19 protein-coding genes and 1 other RNA gene are annotated in these 16,050 nt (G+C 53.5%); 10 read left to right on the forward strand and 10 right to left on the reverse strand.

Features of this window, described 5'->3' with window-relative positions; genetic code table 11:
- Nucleotide 1: 1 nt before the first annotated feature.
- Nucleotides 2-580, reverse strand: coding sequence for an RNA polymerase sigma factor RpoE (gene rpoE, locus ABT58_RS19865; protein WP_047876185.1), 579 nt, complete (start codon nucleotides 578-580; stop codon nucleotides 2-4).
- Between the two features lie 444 nt (nucleotides 581-1,024).
- Here rpoE and nadB point away from each other — a divergent pair, with 444 nt between their 5' ends.
- On the forward strand, nucleotides 1,025-2,644 hold the full coding sequence (nadB, locus tag ABT58_RS19870; protein ID WP_047876231.1) for an L-aspartate oxidase: 1,620 nt from the start codon (nucleotides 1,025-1,027) through the stop codon (nucleotides 2,642-2,644).
- A gap of 95 nt (nucleotides 2,645-2,739) precedes the next feature.
- Here nadB and ABT58_RS19875 read toward each other — a convergent pair whose 3' ends face one another.
- A complete protein-coding gene (locus ABT58_RS19875; protein ID WP_047876186.1) occupies nucleotides 2,740-3,252 on the reverse strand; it encodes a protein YgfX in 513 nt (170 codons plus the stop codon).
- Nucleotides 3,224-3,484 (reverse strand): FAD assembly factor SdhE, encoded by a 261-nt coding sequence (locus tag ABT58_RS19880; protein ID WP_047876232.1) that lies wholly within the window; start codon nucleotides 3,482-3,484, stop codon nucleotides 3,224-3,226. The genes ABT58_RS19875 and ABT58_RS19880 overlap by 29 nt, the downstream gene beginning before the upstream one ends.
- A gap of 390 nt (nucleotides 3,485-3,874) precedes the next feature.
- Between ABT58_RS19880 and ygfZ the strand changes: the two genes are divergently transcribed.
- Genes ygfZ through ABT58_RS19895 form a run of 3 tightly spaced genes read left to right on the forward strand, consistent with a single transcriptional unit; the run spans nucleotide 3,875 to nucleotide 6,283 of the window.
- Nucleotides 3,875-4,852: a tRNA-modifying protein YgfZ gene (gene ygfZ / locus ABT58_RS19885; protein WP_047876187.1), complete on the forward strand. Its 978-nt coding sequence runs from the start codon at nucleotides 3,875-3,877 to the stop codon at nucleotides 4,850-4,852.
- A gap of 8 nt (nucleotides 4,853-4,860) precedes the next feature.
- Nucleotides 4,861-5,328, forward strand: coding sequence for an aminoacyl-tRNA deacylase (locus ABT58_RS19890; RefSeq protein WP_047876188.1), 468 nt, complete (start codon nucleotides 4,861-4,863; stop codon nucleotides 5,326-5,328).
- A 16-nt stretch (nucleotides 5,329-5,344) separates the two neighbouring features.
- Nucleotides 5,345-6,283: a LysR substrate-binding domain-containing protein gene (locus ABT58_RS19895; RefSeq protein WP_047876189.1), complete on the forward strand. Its 939-nt coding sequence runs from the start codon at nucleotides 5,345-5,347 to the stop codon at nucleotides 6,281-6,283.
- Nucleotides 6,284-6,396: 113 nt separating this feature from the next.
- Here ABT58_RS19895 and nqrM read toward each other — a convergent pair whose 3' ends face one another.
- The 3 genes from nqrM to ABT58_RS19910 are packed head-to-tail and all read right to left on the reverse strand — an operon-like array spanning nucleotide 6,397 to nucleotide 7,391.
- Nucleotides 6,397-6,609, reverse strand: a complete 213-nt coding sequence (nqrM, locus tag ABT58_RS19900) for a (Na+)-NQR maturation NqrM (RefSeq protein ID WP_047876190.1) — start codon at nucleotides 6,607-6,609, stop codon at nucleotides 6,397-6,399.
- Complete coding sequence (locus ABT58_RS19905) at nucleotides 6,606-7,085, reverse strand: NifB/NifX family molybdenum-iron cluster-binding protein (RefSeq protein WP_047876191.1); 480 nt, start codon at nucleotides 7,083-7,085, stop codon at nucleotides 6,606-6,608. Before ABT58_RS19905 ends, nqrM begins: the two co-directional genes overlap by 4 nt.
- 3 nt (nucleotides 7,086-7,088) lie before the next feature.
- Complete coding sequence (locus ABT58_RS19910) at nucleotides 7,089-7,391, reverse strand: DUF134 domain-containing protein (protein WP_047876192.1); 303 nt, start codon at nucleotides 7,389-7,391, stop codon at nucleotides 7,089-7,091.
- Between the two features lie 502 nt (nucleotides 7,392-7,893).
- Here ABT58_RS19910 and ABT58_RS19915 point away from each other — a divergent pair.
- On the forward strand, nucleotides 7,894-8,100 hold the full coding sequence (locus ABT58_RS19915; RefSeq protein ID WP_047876193.1) for a DUF1107 domain-containing protein: 207 nt from the start codon (nucleotides 7,894-7,896) through the stop codon (nucleotides 8,098-8,100).
- 56 nt (nucleotides 8,101-8,156) lie between these two features.
- Here the strand turns inward: ABT58_RS19915 and gcvH are convergent, their stop codons facing one another.
- The 4 genes from gcvH to ABT58_RS19935 form a co-directional block, all read right to left on the reverse strand.
- A complete protein-coding gene (gene gcvH / locus ABT58_RS19920; protein ID WP_338048708.1) occupies nucleotides 8,157-8,543 on the reverse strand; it encodes a glycine cleavage system protein GcvH in 387 nt (128 codons plus the stop codon).
- 404 nt (nucleotides 8,544-8,947) lie between these two features.
- On the reverse strand, nucleotides 8,948-10,156 hold the full coding sequence (locus ABT58_RS19925; protein ID WP_047876195.1) for an FAD-dependent 2-octaprenylphenol hydroxylase: 1,209 nt from the start codon (nucleotides 10,154-10,156) through the stop codon (nucleotides 8,948-8,950).
- A gap of 2 nt (nucleotides 10,157-10,158) precedes the next feature.
- Nucleotides 10,159-11,346 (reverse strand): 2-octaprenyl-6-methoxyphenyl hydroxylase, encoded by a 1,188-nt coding sequence (ubiH, locus tag ABT58_RS19930; RefSeq protein ID WP_082211177.1) that lies wholly within the window; start codon nucleotides 11,344-11,346, stop codon nucleotides 10,159-10,161.
- Nucleotides 11,347-11,367: 21 nt separating this feature from the next.
- Nucleotides 11,368-12,021, reverse strand: coding sequence for a UPF0149 family protein (locus ABT58_RS19935; protein ID WP_047876196.1), 654 nt, complete (start codon nucleotides 12,019-12,021; stop codon nucleotides 11,368-11,370).
- A 281-nt stretch (nucleotides 12,022-12,302) separates the two neighbouring features.
- Between ABT58_RS19935 and zapA the strand changes: the two genes are divergently transcribed.
- From zapA to serA, 5 genes are all read left to right on the forward strand, one after another.
- Nucleotides 12,303-12,605, forward strand: a complete 303-nt coding sequence (gene zapA / locus ABT58_RS19940; RefSeq protein WP_047876197.1) for a cell division protein ZapA — start codon at nucleotides 12,303-12,305, stop codon at nucleotides 12,603-12,605.
- Nucleotides 12,606-12,612: 7 nt separating this feature from the next.
- A non-coding RNA gene (ssrS, locus tag ABT58_RS23830) (6S RNA) lies at nucleotides 12,613-12,795 on the forward strand.
- Nucleotides 12,796-12,863: 68 nt separating this feature from the next.
- Entirely contained in the window at nucleotides 12,864-13,475 is a 612-nt protein-coding gene (locus ABT58_RS19945) for a 5-formyltetrahydrofolate cyclo-ligase (protein ID WP_047876198.1), read from the forward strand.
- Nucleotides 13,476-13,750: 275 nt separating this feature from the next.
- Nucleotides 13,751-14,410 (forward strand): ribose-5-phosphate isomerase RpiA, encoded by a 660-nt coding sequence (rpiA, locus tag ABT58_RS19950; protein WP_047876199.1) that lies wholly within the window; start codon nucleotides 13,751-13,753, stop codon nucleotides 14,408-14,410.
- A gap of 300 nt (nucleotides 14,411-14,710) precedes the next feature.
- A complete protein-coding gene (gene serA, locus ABT58_RS19955) occupies nucleotides 14,711-15,940 on the forward strand; it encodes a phosphoglycerate dehydrogenase (RefSeq protein WP_047876200.1) in 1,230 nt (409 codons plus the stop codon).
- Nucleotides 15,941-16,050 lie beyond the last annotated feature (110 nt).

Below are 16,050 nucleotides of genomic sequence, written 5' to 3' on the forward strand. Positions count from 1 at the left end.
ACTATCGCTGTATAAGAGGACGGATGCGTTTTTCAACCGCCTCTCGTGCACGGAAAATACGGGAGCGCACCGTTCCCACTGGACAATCCATCACTTCTGCAATCTCTTCATAGCTTAAGCCTTCCAGCTCGCGCAACGTGATCGCGGTTTTGAGATCATCCGGTAATCCTTCGATGGTACTAAAAACAACCCGCTTCAATTCATCTGACAACATTTGGTTCTCAGGGTTCGATATTTCTTTCAGCGCATTACCACTTTCGTAATATTCCGCATCTTCTGCATCCACATCGGAGGCAGGCGGACGCCGACCCTGAGCCACTAAGTAATTCTTTGCTGTATTGACAGCTATACGATAAAGCCATGTATAAAAAGCACTTTCACCACGAAACGTCGGTAACGCGCGGTAGGCTTTAATAAACGCTTCCTGGGCGACATCCGGCACATCACCGGAATTGCTGACATACCTTGCCACCAAATTGCAGACTTTGTTCTGGTACTTCACGACCAGTAAATTAAACGCCTGCTTGTCACCACGTTGTACCCGCTCAATGAGTACTTGATCAGTTTGCTGCTCGCTCATCCGAGCGTGTACTCCTATGTCTATGACACCCGTAATTCTTACGCGTCCTGGCTAGAGGGAATGAGAGCCAACAACGGGACAGACCGCGTCGCCAACGGAGCGACCAAAAAGATCTGCCGTGCCCCACCAAAACAATATGATAAAAATATATGAGCGTGAGCACTATGTCTGACTGGTCGAAACCAGCAAAGTTCCGCAGGAAAAAATAATTTCTCAGAAATAGTGCGCGATTTTTCGGCATTAATACCGCAATATTAACGTTTATGTCACGTTCCAGCCGCGCTGTCATTGTCGGTCTGGCACGGAAAGCTAAGCACCTTAGCGTATATATCGTCGCGCATTATAGCGTTTCATGGATGCAATTTGTGAACCAGTCGTCAAAAATGAACAAATGAAAATGAATTTGGTAACATAACCGAATTACCACAGGGATATGAGATCATGATGAAGGAAAATCGAGAACATCAATGTGATGTACTGGTCATCGGGAGTGGTGCAGCCGGTCTGTCTCTCGCACTGCGTTTAGCACCCCAGGGCAAGGTCATTGTGCTGAGCAAAGGGCCGCGCAGTGAAGGCGCCACCTACTACGCCCAAGGCGGGATCGCCGCCGTGTTTGACGAAGGCGACAGTGTTGACTCCCACGTGGAAGACACCCAGATCGCCGGCGCCCATTTATGCGATGAAGCGGTCGTGCGCTTTATTGCCGAAAACGCCAAAGATTGTGTGCAATGGCTCATTGATGGCGGCGTCCCCTTTGATCGGGAAGAGTGTGACAGCGATGATTCGCCCCGCTACCACCTCACCCGCGAAGGCGGCCACAGCCACCGCCGAATTCTCCACGCCGCCGATGCCACCGGCATGGCCGTTCAGAACAGCCTGCAAGACAACGTTCACCACCACCCCAATATCGACGTGCTAGAACGGCACAACGCCCTCGACTTAATCACCAACCAAAAACTCGGTATCACCGACCAGCCTAATCGTGTGCTGGGTGCCTATATCTGGAACCGAAACCGAGAAGCGGTGGAAACCGTCCGCGCCAAGTTTGTCGTGCTCGCCACCGGCGGCGCGTCAAAAGTGTATCAATATACCTCTAACCCTGATGTGTCTTCCGGCGATGGGATTGCCATGGCCTGGCGTGCAGGCTGTCGCGTAGCGAACCTGGAATTTAACCAGTTCCACCCCACCTGCCTGTTCCACCCGGATGCCCGTAACTTCCTGCTGACCGAAGCCCTGCGCGGAGAAGGCGCGTATCTGCGTCGCCCGGATGGCTCACGCTTTATGACTGACTTCGACGAGCGTGGCGAATTAGCCCCGCGTGATGTGGTCGCCCGCGCCATCGACTTTGAAATGAAGCGCCTCGGGGCGGACTGTATGTACCTCGACATCAGCCACAAGCCCGCTGACTTTGTCATCAAGCATTTCCCGATGATCCACGAAAAGCTGATGACCTATGGCATCGATATCACCAAAGAGCCGATCCCTATCGTCCCTGCGGCGCACTACACCTGTGGCGGTGTGGTGGTCGACACCCAGGGCTGCACCGATTTAGAGGGGCTGTATGCCATCGGGGAAGTGAGCTACACCGGCCTGCACGGTGCCAACCGCATGGCCTCGAACTCCTTGCTGGAATGTGTGGTCTATGCATGGGCGGCGGCCGAAAGCATTGCTGAGCGCATGGACAGTGTCAGTCTGCCAGAGAGCTTGCCGGGCTGGGATGAAAGCCAGGTCAGCTGCTCCGATGAAGAAGTCGTGATCCAGCACAACTGGCACGAATTGCGCCTGTTTATGTGGGACTACATGGGGATTGTGCGCACCACCAAGCGTTTGGAACGCGCAATGCGCCGTATTCAGTTACTGCAAGATGAAACCAATGAGTACTACAGCAACTTCCGCGTTTCCAATAACCTGTTAGAGCTGCGTAACCTGCTGCAAGTGGCCGAGCTGATGGTACGTTGTGCCCTTGAGCGCAAAGAAAGCCTCGGTCTGCACTATACGCTGGATTACCCGGACGCTTCTGCTGAGCCGAAGCCAACCATTCTGACTCCCGCCCAGCCGTGCTGATCAACCAGTCATCATCGAAAAAACCAAACACAGGCCACGCGCCTGTGTTTGTCGTTTGGGGCACGGTGTTGATCGGTATTTATCACTTGGCGCGATTAGCGGTAATCCGTCATGCCGTCAGGATAGCGAGCAAACAACATCAAGCGGTGGTACGTCTTGGGGCAGCAACTGTCCGGCGCAATCGCCAGCCACGGCCGAGACGATGTCTGCCCTGGCACACGCTGCAATTGCATCACCAGCAGCCACGGCGTGCGCACCGTCACGCGCCGCAAACGCCAAGCTTGTCCGCGCCAAGTCACCTGCCCGTCACAGCCGATCACCAACCGGCCTTGCTGACGCACATGGCACCACAGCCATTGTTCGGCTTCCAGCCACAGAAAATACAGACAACATACCCCCAGTGACAGCGGTAAGGCATGGTAATAGAAGGTCAGAATAAGCAGGAAGCACACACAGGAGTAACCGATAACCAGTGCGTAAAAGAGGTGGCGCGAAGGGATCAGCGTGGCATCGGCAAAGATTGCACGAGGAGAAGAGTGCGCATGATCGATGAACCGCGCACTCTCTGAACCAGAATGATCAGCGCAGCTTGCTGTTGTTGTGGGCAACGATTTTATCCACCATCGCCGCCAACGCAGGGTTGTCACTGCGACCGTGCTGCATCACCCATTTGAACAAATCAGGATCATCGCACGTTAGCAGCGCAATGAAATCTTGCTGTTCGCTTTCAGACAAATCATCAAAACACTCTTCAAAGAATGGCATGATAATCACGTCCAGCTCCAACATACCACGGCGACAAGCCCATTTAACGCGTGCTTTTTCGTCTGCACTCAACATTGTTACAACCTCAATTATCTCGCTCAGGGCGGCAGGTTCGGTCACTCCGAACATCGCCATGCCGGCACCTGTTATGGAATATGCCACTCATACTAGCAGCCCCTTTTTCACTCGACTATGCGCCAGCGCAAGCAAACCCGTAAGTTGAGATCTGGGTTCGCTTTTGTCACACATGGCAGGCCCGTCAGTATCTGACTGTTTACCTCGGGTATAGGTGCTGACAAACGGCATAACTCGCTTTAACATAGTCCTAAAAGGGCGCTGTTCTCGCCGGGTATGATCACACCCCGCTCTCGAGGGAACCAAAGCGACCCATCCACCCATTTTTTGTCGCCGGGCCCACTGCGTCTTGTGCATGTGCCCGCCGCCATACCGCTATTTGGAAAAACTATGAGCACTTGGTCTGAAAACTTCACGTTCCCGCCCCTCGCCCTGACGTCAGATGCTGCCCTACCGGCTTTGGCATTGGTGGATTTGACAAACTGGGCACTGATCACGCTGATCGGTAATGACAAAAAATCGTACCTGCACGGTCAGGTGACCTGTGATGTGGTCGGCCTGGCGGCGGATGCTTCCACACTCGGCGGTCACTGTGACGCCAAAGGCAAACTGCGCACCATTTTCCGTTTGTTCCACCACAATGACGGCTACGGTTTCCTGCAGCGCCGCAGCCTGATGGATACCCAACTGCCTGAGCTAAAAAAATACGCCATCTTCTCGCAGGTAGAGATTGCTGCCAGCGATGACGTGCTGCTGGGCCTGGTCGGCACAGACGCGACAGCAACCATCGATACCCTGTTTGGCGGTGAAGGGGATGTGCGTGCTATCGACGGCGGTACGGCTGTCAAAATCGATACGCAGCGTTGGATGCTGGCGATCACTGCTGAGCGTGCTGTTGCGATCACCACGCAATTGGCGGACAAGGCGATCCTGTGTGACGATACCCTGTGGGATCGTTGTGACATTGAAGCAGGCCTGCCACGCATTGACGCGGCTACCGAACTGGAATTCATTCCACAAGCCCTGAACCTGCAAGCTCTGGATGCCATCAGCTTTAAGAAAGGCTGTTACACCGGTCAGGAAACCGTGGCACGCGCGAAATACCGTGGCATCAACAAACGCGCCATGTATTTGGTGAGCGGCCCGGCGACCACTTGCCCGCAAGCAGGTGATGCCCTTGAGCGCAGCGTGGGTGAAAACTGGCGTAAAGGCGGCACAATTATCGCCGGTTACCGTTTCAGCGACGATCAGGCGATTGCCCTGGTGTGTCTGCCTAACGATATGGAGCCTGAGACCCAATTCCGCTTGGCAGGCCAAGACGCCCTGTGGCAGCAACATGCCCTGCCGTACTCACTGGACGAAGCATAAGGTTTCCCATGCAGACCCCAGTGACCGAATTTTTAGCCTTAGAAGGCGTGGAATACCGCCTTCTGCCTCACAGCCAGCCGGCCAAAACCATTGAAGAAGCGGCCCGTGAACGCGGCGTCGATCCGCAACACATGGTGAAATCCATTTTGCTGCGCGACATGAGTGGTTTCCACGTACTGGCCTGTGTACCGGGCCCGGCGCAGGTGGATCCCACCAAAGTGCGCGAGGTCTTTGGCTGTCGCCGCATGACCTGTGCCTCGGCCACCGATGTGGAAAAAGTCACCGGCCTGGTGATCGGTACCGTGGCGCCCATTGGCCTGAAACAACCCCTGCCGATCATCTTTGATCACAGCATCACCCAGCACCTGCACGTGAATATCAGCAGTGGGGATCGCATGGCCGGCGTCGAGTTAGCGACCGAAGATTTACTGTTATTGTGTGATCCGATGCTGGCGGATATTTGCCGTACCGCCTAACGAAGCAGGAGGCTTCATGAACACCATCAACTGGCGAGGCGTTGATCTGAATTTATTGATCGCGTTTTCTGCCTTAATGGAAACCCGCAGCGTGACCAAGGCAGCCGCCAAACTGTCGATGGGACAGTCGGCGATGAGCCATAACCTGTCACGCCTGCGTACGCTGATTGACGATCCGCTGTTTGAACGTCACGGCCACCAGATGATTGCCACCGACAAGGCGTTGGAACTGGCACCGGTGGTCGAGCATATTCTCCAGTTGGTGACCTCGGAGATCCTTCAGCCGGGGGATTTCTCACCCGCGCATTATCAGGGGATCTTCCGCATCGGCCTGACCGACTACGCCGAACTGCTGTTTGCCCCGGCCTTGTTTGACGCCATTCAACAGCATGCACCGCACAGTCAGCTGAGCTTTTGCAATGTCGACCGCAACAACTACCAGCAGGCCGCCGAAGCACAGCAGATCGATGTGATCATCGGCTCAATGAAAGATCTGCCGCGCGAGTTTGATAGCCAATACCTGTACACCGAAGATCATGTCTGCCTGTTTGACAGTACCGCCACGGGCCTGTCGACCCCGATTGATCTGGCGCGTTACATTCAAACCCCACAGGCACTGGTAACCCCGGACGGCAAACTGGCCAGCAACGTCGATAATCAGCTTCAGCAGCAAGGCTTTCAGCGTCATATTGCGGTGGGATCCAGCAGCTTTCTGACCATCCGCCACCTGCTGACCGGCCGTAATCTGTTGTGCGTGGTGTCGACCCTGATGGCCAAACTAGATGTGTTTCAGGATACCCTGACCCAGTGCCGCCCGCCGGTCGACATTCCGGATTTTGATATCAATATGCTGTGGCTGCGCCGTAATGCCACCCACCCGCGTCAGGAATGGCTGCGCCAATGCGTGCACCAAACCATTACCGCGAGGGTCAATGAGCTACGTCAACTCAACTAAACGCCCCCTCGCTGTCGTACAAAGCCGATACGCGAGCCATAAAAAAACGGTGTCACGTTCTACGCGACACCGTTTTTCTTTTTCAGCCCATTGCTTATGCAACCAAAGCGGCCTTATTTGTCCGCAGACAGCTGGCTCTGACCCGGCTCTTGGATCTGATACAACTTGTGCTCGTCACACGGCTCTTTGCAGTTGCACTCTTTCTCTACGCCCACATTCGCCAGACCACCACAGCTGCCCTGAATGGTTTTCTTCTTCACCACCCAGCCAATGGCCATGCCGCCAATCACCAACAGAAACACCACAACGGTTAACAGGTACGTCATAGCTTAAATCCTCCGATTTTGGTCAGCCCTTTCAACGCGGCTGCGCCCAGTGAGCGGGTACCGATCTTCGGCGCCGCCGGAGCGGCTTTTTTGCTGCCGCAGCCACAACCACAGCCGCCTTTTTCACGCTTACACGGGCGACCTTGCTCGGCGGCCGTTAGGGCTTCACGGGGTGCAGCACCACTGAGTACATCGGCCACCGCACTGCGTGACGGGACACGGAACACGGCAAAGCCAGCATTGAGCAAACGCGCCAGCGAGCGCTGACCCACGTTACCCAAAATAATAGTCGACACATTCTGCTCGGCCAATTGGCGCTGGATCAGCTTTTTATGCTTGCATCCTACCGCCTTGCTGCCCGCGTTTTCAATGTCCGCCAACAGCTGCCCTTGTTCATCATACACTTTAAACGCCGCCGCCTTGCCGAAGTGACCCGCCACTTCTTGCCGTGGCGTTACTGCAATTGCAAATGCCATTTGTTATTCCTTTTCACGATCACGCTGGGGCGGAGAAGCCAGTTCAAGCGCCATGCCGCCTACCAATGCCGACGCCACTTTATGACGGGCACTGGCTACTATATTACCGAGAGTTTGACGAGAGACACCGAGCACCTGCGCGGCCGCCTGCTGATTCAGGCCATTCATGTCCACCAGCTTCAGGGCTTCTAATTCATCGGCCGCCAAGGGGATCGCCGTCAGTTCAGTCATGGGTACCCCGTTTGGCTTAAAGCACTGATAAGCAGGGCGACAACTGATCCGACGGGCAATTTTAGGTCTGGGCATTCTCTGTTTCTCTTGTCACTATCATGCGCCCATTATTGGCATATGCCAATAACTCGCTTTGATCTGGCTCAGTGATCGGCCAGAAAAGTGTTCCTCTTCCCCCATCACCTACCTGCATTGTGATAATCACCACAAACCCGCACCACCGTGCTATGCCATTAACAAAGTTGACACTAATTAATGACAGACGCCAACGCGATATCAGCACATTTTTATCGTGCCATGTGCTTTTTTATTGCTTTTCCCCTTCGTTTTCGCGCAAATCAGTAAAAATCCTTATTTTGAGCCTAACTGCCCGGTAAAAACACGCATTATCGGCTATCTCACCTCAGGAAGACGGGTTAAAAATCAGGACAATCCTCTATTTTGGCGATCACCGACAAAAGAAACACAAAAATAAGATAAATTTAACATTTCCATTATGCTGAAGGCATCACAGAAGCGGGGGAAAAGTTGAATTACACTTCACAGCGTCCAAAACAGAGGGAAAGGTTGGCTTATTATGCGCATGTTCAAACGCTACGTGCCAAAAATGATCGCAAAGCACGTTAGTCGTTTATTCAGTGGTCGGATCTACATTGATGGCCGTGGAGGTTACGAATTTAACAATGGATTGTTAATGGTGCCAATTAAGGCGGAACACCGCCACTATCAAACGGTCAATGAAATCAATCAAGAAATCAGACGCATGCGAGACAGTGCCTGTTAAAGACAGATCACCGTCACAATAAAAAAAAGCCCATTTCCGGGCTTTTTTTGATCGCGTTAGTCATCCTCTTCGTCTATCACATCCAGATAACTGTCCGCATCCAGCAAATCCCCGTCTTCGTCGTCATCTTCCACTTTAATTTGGAACAACCAGCCGTCACCGTAAGGATCGCTGTTAACCAACTCTGGCGACCCTTCGAGATCGTCATTCACCGCCACCACATACCCGGTCAGCGGCGCATACACATCAGAAGCCGCTTTGACCGATTCAGCCACCGCACAATCTTCACCGGCTTCTGTGGCACTGTCGATTTCCGGCAGATCCACAAACACCATATCACCGAGCAATGATTGAGCATGATCGGTAATGCCAATGGTATACACACCCTCACCTTCAGGGCGCACCCATTCGTGCGTGTGGGTATATTTCAATTCAGAAGGGATATAACTCATCGTAGACGTCCTTATGAAAGCCTGCTTGCGCCGCTGGCATCAAACAGCAGGGTGGTTATCTGTACGCTTCATCAACGCGGATATTTGTCGTGAATGTTTGTCGGTTTGCTCTTGCGGCGTTATCACAGGCTTTGTAACAGTCCCCCATGACTGGCATGCCGTCTGCACACGCCACTCAGCCCACATGACTGCCGACTTATTTTTCCTGATATTTACTGTAGGAGAAAATTTCTCCGTGCGGAGCACTTTTTTTTACTTCCCTACAAACCCATGATTTATCGAAACAAAGATGCCATAACACAACATAAAGACCCCATAAATACAGCACAAACTTGGTCATCTGCTGGCAAAAAAAAACCGCCTCAAAAGGCGGTTTAGTCACGATAATTTCTTACTCACTGACGGGCTAAATCCGGCAAATGGCCACTGAGCCCCAATGCACGACGCATGAACTCATCTTTGAGTCCCGGTGCTTTGTCAGCAAACAGCATACCCAGATCACGCACCAGTTTTTTCGCCGGATGCGAGCCGGAAAACAAATCTTTAAAGCCCTGCATCGCCGCAATCATCTTGGCCGCTTCCGCTTTACGCCAGCGCTCATACGGACGCAGGTTCGATAACTTACCGATATCCTGATCCTGTTGCCACAAACGCTTCAGCTCCTGCGCTAACGCCGCCGCATCCAACAAGCCCAGGTTCACGCCCTGTCCGGCCAACGGATGGATGGTATGCGCCGCATCGCCGACTAGCGCCACGCGATCACGCACAAAGCTACGCGCATAACGCATTTTCAGCGGCACCGCACGACGTTCCCCTTCCACCTGACACAGTCCCAACTGGTTATCAAACGCCGTGGTTAAGTGCTTGTTGAACTCACTGTCAGACATGGCGCACAAGGCTTCAGCTTCCAATGGCGGCAGCGACCAGACAATCGAACACAGATCCGGCTCCGGCAGCGGCAGGAACGCCAACGGCCCTTGCGGACGGAAAATCTGACGCGCGGTGTCCTGATGCGGCTCGGCACAACGGATATTGGCCACAATCGCACTGTGGCCGTAATCCCAATGGGTCAACGGAATATCCAGCTTATCGCGCAGCCAAGAATTGGCCCCATCGGCCCCCACCACCAGTTTGGCCGTCAGGTGTTTGCCCGATGCCAGTGTCAGCCACGCCTCGGTTTCACCAAAGACGATATTGTCACAACGTTCCGGCGCCAACAGGGTCACGTTCGGCTGCTGAGCGACTTTGTCCCACAGCGCCAGTTGGATCACGCGATTTTCCACAATGTGGCCGAGATTCGGCTGCGCCAAGCGGGCTGCATCAAACGCGATATGGGCAAAGCTGTCTTGCTCCCAGACCTGCATCTTGTCGTAAGGGGCACTGCGACGGGCTTCGATCCCCGGCCAGGCACCGACACGACGCAAAATACGTTCGCTGGCACGGCTTAAGGCCGACACGCGCAGATCAGGCAGTGTCGCCAGCGTCGGATCCGGTTGGTGGCCTTCAATGACCGCCACTCGCAATTCGGTCTCAGACAGTGCAGCGGCTAACGCCAGCCCCACCATTCCCCCGCCAATAATGGCGACATCCACACTTTGCATCATGGTTATCTTTCTACCTGTCCCATCGCTCGCCTTACCAGCGGCGCTTTCAATACATCAAACGTGTTCATGACCATCAGGCCAACATTACGACCGGCCACCAGCGGCATCAGATCGTTGGCAAACACACTCACCAGCCCCGCCGTCATGCCAATCGTGGCATCACGATCCGGCGTTCGACGCTGGCGATAACAACTCAGTACTGCCGTGCTGCCGGCATCGCCGGTTTTCGCCACGCCAGCGACAATTTCTTCCGCCAGTGTCATCACATCACGCAAGCCAAGGTTAAAGCCTTGTCCGGCGATCGGGTGCAGGGTTTGCGCGGCATTGCCCACCACCGCCACACGGTGTGTGGTGATACGTTGCGCCTGACGAAGCAGTAACGGGTACGCGCTGCGGGCGCCGGTTTTCACCAGTTGCCCCAACCGCCAGCCAAAGGCCTGCTGCAATTCTGCCAAGAAGCGCGCATCGTCCCAGCCCATCACCATGTCATAGTGCTCAGGGCGAATGCACCACACCAGCGAGCTGCGCCCGTCTGACATCGGCAACAAGGCGACCGGCCCGTGCGGCGTAAAACGCTCGTAAGCACGGCCCTGATGCGGTGTCGCGGTAGTCACATTGGCAATCACCGCGATCTGCTCAAAATCGTATTCGCTGCGGCCAATGCCGACCATGTCACAACAGGCTGACACCGCGCCGTCTGCAGTCACCAGTAACTTGCCTTGCAAGGTCTCGCCGCTATCCAGCGTTAACGTCACCTGATCAGGCGTGCGGTCAATGGCACAAATGGTTGCCGGGCAATACAGATTGACCGCAGCGGTATTGGCCAGCGCTTGATGGAAAATGCGTCCCGCATCAGCCAGTTCAATCACGTAGCCCAGCGCGTCGACGCCTTGCTCCGCCGCATCGATCGTCACACGGCCGGCATGGCCGCGATCAGACACATGGATATGATCAATCGCGGTAGCGACCGACGACAACGCCTGCCAGCACCCGATACTCTCCAGCGCTTGTGCCGTGCCCAATGACAACGCAATGCTGCGCGCATCGTAACCCGGATGGTGATCGTGTTGCGGCGCGACCGCTTCAACAACGGCGATACGCAACTGCCCGCCGCTAAGACGATCTAGCGCGATGGCTAAAGTGGCACCTGCCATTGCGCCACCGGCAATGACGACATCGTACTGCTTCACATTACGCCCCTTGCTGCTCAATTAATGCAACGTTGGCTTGTCGTTTGTGTCGTCAGCAGGCAGACCAAAAGCTTCGCTCTCGTCCACTTCACCGCGCTGGCTCAAGCCAACCAAACACACCAGCACACACTCTGGTACGTACGCCACCACGTTATCGAACAACATCGCCTGCTCGTCCATTGATTCGTCTTCATCAATGCCCAGCTGTGCAATTTCTTCCAACGCAGACACCGCTTCGGTCACATCGTCAGACAGTTTTTGTTTGTCCATGCCCATCAGGCCCAGACCAGAAATAAAGTTAGTTACCCACTCACTCAGTGATTCCGCGCGCAACATCAATTCCGCGTCATCCGCTGGCAGCAACATGGAAACGTGGAACTCCACGTCCGCCAACTCCGCCGCTGTTGAGGTAAACAGGGTTTGAGTGATCTGGTTCAGCTCAGCAGAAGTGGCGTTAAACACGGCACGGATCACGCTCTTGGCACCGTCTGTCAGCGCTTCCCCCTGATTGGCGTAGTCACAAATCGGCGCTAACCATTGCTCACCGTCCACGGCGAGACCACCGCAAATCATACCGCTTAGCAAACCGTGCAATTCTGACGGTGTGACCGCAAGACCTTGCGCTTTCAAATCGGATTCTAGGGTTTCGTAGGCTGGTAGTTGTACTTCGCTCATGGCGGTCACCTTCTCTCGTGGGTGGGGCTATCTGTTTTGATAGGGTTTTGTCAGTTAACTATGCTACCACTTAACCGAAAGCAGCGTCACTTGGCAATTCCGGCCGCAGGGCCATGATTGCCACAATCTGGTTAATATCTGATTAGTCAGACACTATTCAGCACAAAGCGTGATGTGCTTGCTTGCATGTTGGTAGGGCTTTTTCTATATTGGGTCACTTAACGCGTATCGCAAGCGGAATGCTATATTGAGCAATCTGACATGGAGCAGATTAAAAAGCTATGAGTAATCAGGCAGTAGAAATTCAGATTTTTGGCCGTACCCTGAAAGTGAATTGTCCGGCCGGTCAGGAAGACGCTCTGCGTGCCGCTGCAGCGGATTTTGACCAGCGTCTGAAAGATCTTTCTGAGCGTACCAAGATCACCAATCCTGAACAGCTACTGATCTTCACTGGCCTCAATATCTGCAATGAATTGCACACAGAACGCCAAGAACAACAACGCAGTGCTGAAAAGCTGTCCAATAGAATCAACGAGATGGAAGATTTATTGGAGAAAGCATTGCAATATCAACCTGAGCGTTGATAATGAATTGACCCTGGGGTGTTCGTCAGCGGATTAACGTCCCCGAGCCGATAAGCAAATACCCAGGATCAGCTTTTATTAGCTATTGAGCATGCTCGGCCCGTACCGAGAAGCCTACGGTTAATGTTGCTGGTCCACCTTGAACATCTGGTTCAAGGGCCACAATTCGCAACGGCACCCTGGGGCACCTCTTACTGGACGAACGGATTTCGTCAGTCGTGACACTGAAACGTATCAGTGCTTGTCATTGGATGACCTATGAAACCTGCGCAAAATCAGGCTTCCCGCCAAGCCATTCGACACACACTCCGCCAACAGATCCGTCAGCAACGACGCACACTCAGTGCCGAGCAGCAAACCCAAGCGGCGCACGATCTCTTAGCCCGTTTTCAGCAATCCCCGACATTTTCCCAAGCACAGCATGTCGCACTGTATCTGGCCTATGATGGCGAGATCGATACCCAACCGCTGATCCACTGGCTGTGGCAACAAGGCAAACACGTCTACTTACCGGTGCTGCATCCGTTCAGTCCGGGTCACTTGTTGTTTTTACACTACACCGCCACCACCCCGATGCACACCAACCGCTATGGCATTGCCGAACCCAAACTCGATGTCCGTGCAGTCAAACCGGTGATGGAACTGGATCTGATCGGCACCCCGCTGGTTGCCTTTGATGACACCGGCCAACGCTTGGGCATGGGCGGCGGCTATTACGACCGCACGCTCAACCCTTGGCATCAGCACCGTTATGGGCCGCAACCCGTCGGACTGGCCCATGACTGCCAGCAGGTTAACGTGCTGCCGACGGAAGCCTGGGATGTGCCGTTGCCAGATATTCTGACGCCGTCTCACCATTTTCATTGGTAAGCGCTTTCGTCCCTGTCTTTGTCACGCTCTGCTTCTGTCGCACGCCGCTATCACACAAGCTATCACACGCCCATTTCACCCAGATCACGTCACAAATACGCAAACGTTTGGTTTTTTCGTGTGCCACATAAATAATTAACCCTATGTTATTAATAGATTTATCTTTTCCTGCTGGTTCTGGCACAAAAAACATTCCGGTTTAGGGACTGACGGCACGCAGCGCTTTGGCTATAATCAGCGCTCCGCGCTATGTATGTCATCATCAGGAGAAAAGCATGACACAAGATGAAATGAAAAAAGCTGCCGGCTGGGCTGCACTTGAGTACGTCAAAAAAGGCAGCATTGTGGGTGTGGGCACTGGCTCAACCGTGAATCACTTCATCGATGCTCTCGCGACACGTAAAGAAGAAATCAAAGGGGCCGTCTCAAGCTCTGTGGCATCCACTGAACGCCTGGAGAAAATCGGCATTCCTGTGTTTGATGCCAACGAAGTGGCGAGTCTGGACGTTTACGTTGATGGCGCTGACGAAATCAACGGCGAATACGACATGATCAAAGGCGGTGGCGCAGCCCTGACCCGTGAAAAGATTGTGGCAGCCATTGCTAAGCAGTTTATCTGTATCGTGGATGACACCAAGCAAGTGGACGTACTGGGCCAGTTCCCACTGCCTGTGGAAGTGATCCCAATGGCTCGTTCTTTCATTGGCCGTGAGCTGGTGAAATTGGGTGGCGATCCGGTATACCGCGAAGGCTGTATCACCGATAACGGCAACATCATTTTGGATGTGCACAACATGGCGATCACCGATGCCAAAGATCTGGAAGACAAGATCAATGCCCTACCGGGTGTGGTGACTGTCGGTCTGTTTGCTCACCGTGGTGCCGATGTGTTGCTGATGGGCACACCGGAAGGCGTGAAAAAATTTGAAAAATAAGGGTTTAGCGGAGATTCCTCTTTATTCATAAGGGAATGGCGCTAAATACGTTACTTTCTTACAAAACGGCATAACTTATGCCGTTTTTTTTATTCAGTTCTGTAATATTTTTACCCATTCTGGTTATTTTTTGGTACTTTAAATGGCAGCATGTAAGCAACCAATAACGTGGCGAGAATAGGCAACTGCGGATACGGTGTCTCATACACACTGACAACAGCGAAGTATTTCCTTCCTGCTTCCCCCTCCAAAAGACCCGATATCGCCACTTTATGCCTCACGGATTAAGGATGGATATCAATGGCACACTTTTCACTGGATAAAGACAAAATCAAGATCTTACTGCTTGAAGGCGTACACCCTTCAGCGATCGAAGTACTTCAACAAGCCGGTTACAGCAATATTGAATACCACAAAGGCTCGTTGTCCGGTGAGGAGCTGCAGTCCGCCATTGCAGACGCCCATTTTGTCGGGATCCGCTCCCGTACCCAACTGACGGAAGAGGTTTTCAGCGCGGCGAAAAAACTGATTGCCGTGGGCTGTTTCTGTATCGGTACCAACCAGGTCGATCTGAAAGCCGCCGCCAAACGCGGGATCCCGGTGTTTAACGCCCCGTTCTCCAACACCCGCAGTGTGGCGGAGTTGGTGCTGGGTCAGATCCTACTGCTGCTGCGCGGCATTCCAGAGAAAAACGCCAAAGCCCACCGTGGCGAGTGGTTCAAATCGGCCGATCAATCTTACGAAGCACGTGGTAAGCGTCTGGGTATCATCGGTTACGGCCACATCGGTACCCAGCTCGGTATTCTGGCTGAAAACCTCGGCATGAAAGTCTATTACTACGACATTGAAAATAAACTGTCATTAGGTAACGCCACTCAGGTCATGACCATGAGTGAGCTGCTGAATAAGTGTGATGTGATCAGCCTGCACGTACCGGAAACCCCGGATACACAAGACATGATGGGCGCTGAAGAGTTTGCCCGCATGAAACCGGGCTCTATCTTCATCAATGCCGCACGCGGTACCGTGGTCGATATCGATGCCCTGTGCAGCGCGTTGGAAAGCAACCACCTATCAGGGGCAGCGATTGACGTGTTCCCGGTGGAGCCTGAAACCAACAACGACCCGTTTGAAACCCCACTGATGAAATTCGACAACGTGCTACTGACGCCACACATCGGCGGTTCAACCCAGGAAGCACAAGCGAACATTGGTGTGGAAGTGGCAGGTAAAATGGCGAAATACTCAGACAACGGTTCAACCCTGTCTGCGGTTGGCTTCCCAGAAGTATCACTGCCTGAGCACCGTGATTGCTCGCGTCTGCTGCACATTCACGAGAACCGCCCGGGGATCCTGAACCAAATCACCACCATCTTTGCCCAAGACGGCATCAATATTGCCTCTCAGTACCTGCAAACCGGCCCTGAAATTGGCTATGTGGTGATTGATGTGGAAACCAACCGTTCAGAAGAAGCATTGAAGAAACTCAAAGCTATCGACGGTACGATTCGCGCCCGTATCCTGCACTAAGCAGAGCGAGGTTCGACAAAATAATAAAAAACGGGATGCTACATAGCATCCCGTTTTTTTATGTCTAGTATCGCTTTTCCTTTAGACGTGTCCCTCGTCCCTGCTCGCGC

Source organism: Photobacterium aphoticum (assembly GCF_001029435.1).
Taxonomy (GTDB): Bacteria; Pseudomonadota; Gammaproteobacteria; order Enterobacterales; family Vibrionaceae; genus Photobacterium; species Photobacterium aphoticum.

Excerpts from the sequence above, each read along its gene's own strand:
- nadB (WP_047876231.1), top strand. The coding sequence starts at position 1,025 with ATGAAGGAAAATCGAGAACATCAATGTGATGTACTGGTCATCGGGAGT.
- ABT58_RS19905 (WP_047876191.1), bottom strand. The coding sequence starts at position 7,085 with ATGGCATTTGCAATTGCAGTAACGCCACGGCAAGAAGTGGCGGGTCAC.
- rpoE (WP_047876185.1), bottom strand. The coding sequence starts at position 580 with ATGAGCGAGCAGCAAACTGATCAAGTACTCATTGAGCGGGTACAACGT.
- ABT58_RS19935 (WP_047876196.1), bottom strand. The coding sequence starts at position 12,021 with ATGAGCGAAGTACAACTACCAGCCTACGAAACCCTAGAATCCGATTTG.
- serA (WP_047876200.1), top strand. The coding sequence starts at position 14,711 with ATGGCACACTTTTCACTGGATAAAGACAAAATCAAGATCTTACTGCTT.
- nqrM (WP_047876190.1), bottom strand. The coding sequence starts at position 6,609 with ATGACGTACCTGTTAACCGTTGTGGTGTTTCTGTTGGTGATTGGCGGC.
- ABT58_RS19945 (WP_047876198.1), top strand. The coding sequence starts at position 12,864 with ATGAAACCTGCGCAAAATCAGGCTTCCCGCCAAGCCATTCGACACACA.
- ABT58_RS19890 (WP_047876188.1), top strand. The coding sequence starts at position 4,861 with ATGCAGACCCCAGTGACCGAATTTTTAGCCTTAGAAGGCGTGGAATAC.
- ABT58_RS19895 (WP_047876189.1), top strand. The coding sequence starts at position 5,345 with ATGAACACCATCAACTGGCGAGGCGTTGATCTGAATTTATTGATCGCG.
- ABT58_RS19925 (WP_047876195.1), bottom strand. The coding sequence starts at position 10,156 with ATGATGCAAAGTGTGGATGTCGCCATTATTGGCGGGGGAATGGTGGGG.
- ygfZ (WP_047876187.1), top strand. The coding sequence starts at position 3,875 with ATGAGCACTTGGTCTGAAAACTTCACGTTCCCGCCCCTCGCCCTGACG.
- rpiA (WP_047876199.1), top strand. The coding sequence starts at position 13,751 with ATGACACAAGATGAAATGAAAAAAGCTGCCGGCTGGGCTGCACTTGAG.
- ABT58_RS19910 (WP_047876192.1), bottom strand. The coding sequence starts at position 7,391 with ATGCCCAGACCTAAAATTGCCCGTCGGATCAGTTGTCGCCCTGCTTAT.
- ABT58_RS19915 (WP_047876193.1), top strand. The coding sequence starts at position 7,894 with ATGCGCATGTTCAAACGCTACGTGCCAAAAATGATCGCAAAGCACGTT.
- zapA (WP_047876197.1), top strand. The coding sequence starts at position 12,303 with ATGAGTAATCAGGCAGTAGAAATTCAGATTTTTGGCCGTACCCTGAAA.
- ABT58_RS19880 (WP_047876232.1), bottom strand. The coding sequence starts at position 3,484 with ATGTTGAGTGCAGACGAAAAAGCACGCGTTAAATGGGCTTGTCGCCGT.